Annotated in this window: 2 protein-coding genes and 1 pseudogene; 1 reads left to right on the plus strand and 2 read right to left on the minus strand. The window is 42.5% G+C overall.

The features are described from left to right. Nucleotides 1-151 precede the first annotated feature (151 nt). Nucleotides 152-397: a hypothetical protein gene (locus F6K53_RS42360; protein WP_293086513.1), complete on the minus strand. Its 246-nt coding sequence runs from the start codon at nt 395-397 to the stop codon at nt 152-154. A gap of 113 nt (nt 398-510) precedes the next feature. On the opposite strand from F6K53_RS42360, the gene F6K53_RS42365 reads away from it, so the two are divergent. Beyond that, complete coding sequence (locus F6K53_RS42365) at nt 511-693, plus strand: hypothetical protein (protein WP_229415177.1); 183 nt, start codon at nt 511-513, stop codon at nt 691-693. A gap of 570 nt (nt 694-1,263) precedes the next feature. Here the strand turns inward: F6K53_RS42365 and F6K53_RS42370 are convergent. Next, nucleotides 1,264-1,430, minus strand: a pseudogene (locus tag F6K53_RS42370) (alpha/beta hydrolase); the annotation flags it as partial.

A 1,430-nucleotide genomic window follows, 5' to 3' on the forward strand; every position in this document is an offset into this window, starting at 1 on the left:
ATAATATTTCCGACTTCTGCTAGCATCAGTTCTGGTGCAATCAAATCTACTCTGGATAACTCCCAATCTTTACGGACAGCCAGAGCCTGTTTGGTTAATGGCTCCACAAAAAACCACTTAGCAACAACGCTACTGTCAATCACCAACAGCATTATCGGTTCCGGTCTTGATTAATTTGCTCCACTGAATCAGGCATAATACCAATTCGGGCAAAGATTGTTTCTCTAGTGCGATCAATTCCTTCGAGAAGCTCTGCTGACGGTCGCTGGGAGAGTCGCACAGACCGCTCCAATAACACCAAAATCTGTTGATTGACAGAACGGCGTTCTCGGGCAGCCATTGCTTTGATCTGTTGGTAAAGCTCTTCAGGAATATCTCGTAGACTTAAATTGGCCATGGTTTTCACTAATGTTTACACTAGTATGATAGCATAGTGATACCAAACCTATGGACAAAACAGAGTACGGATTATCTCAGTCCGGCGGACGCGAAAAGAAGAGGTAGCCATTTATGAAAGCAACAGAATTTGATGCCAAATTCGATCAGGGGGAAGACATTACTGAATTCTTAGACCTTGTCTTGATGCAAAGCGCGAGTGGGGGAAACCCCCAAGACCGCGCTGCATCGCTTCCCATGCTAAACGTCCTGGATATGAGCAGAAACGAGTTAATGTTGATTTCCCAACTTGGATGATTGAAGCATTAGATCGGGAAGCCAAACGATTGGGGGTCACCCGTCAGTCAATTATTAAGGTATGGCTTGCTGAACGACTTGAACAGCTATCGTCTTAAAAACCTTTATATACAAGAGTTCAGAGCCGCTACGCGAACGCACTAGACGGGATGCGATGAAGCGTTCGCAAAGCGTGGCCTACGGCCTCAGCTTCCGCGCTTATGCGATCGCTTGATCCTCTAGAGTGCGTTATGGGCAGTAAGCTGTTGTGCATTTAATACTGTATTAGTGGCTGAAATCAAATAAAAAAGATAGATTACAGTGTGCTTTTGCCTTTTGCCTTTTGCCTTTTGCCTTGCTAAAACCAATTTTAAATGCGTTTTCGCTTATATCAAATATATCACTTCGGCTTTGTGAGCATCACGCGCCAAAAAACAAAAGCAATTAAGGATGCATAACCTAATACTGTTAGCCACTCCTGCAAAGTTCCCATACCAAATAAAACTGTGTTATCCATAAATACAGAATAAATATATAGTAATTATTATACTCATATTGAATGGTCTAATCCTGAAACATCAGAGTAACAAGTCATCCCTCACACTCAGAGGGCTTTTGCTGTTGCTCTTCCAAAAACAGCTCTACAGCCCGATTAAACTCTTCCGGCTCTACTAAAAAAGGCCAATGATTGCCAGGAACTTGACGAATAGTTAATTTTTTTAAATAAGTTTTATAGGGTTTTAGTTGCCCATCGGCAC

This window comes from Moorena sp. SIO4A1, from assembly GCF_010672065.1.
Taxonomy (GTDB): Bacteria; Cyanobacteriota; Cyanobacteriia; order Cyanobacteriales; family Coleofasciculaceae; genus Moorena.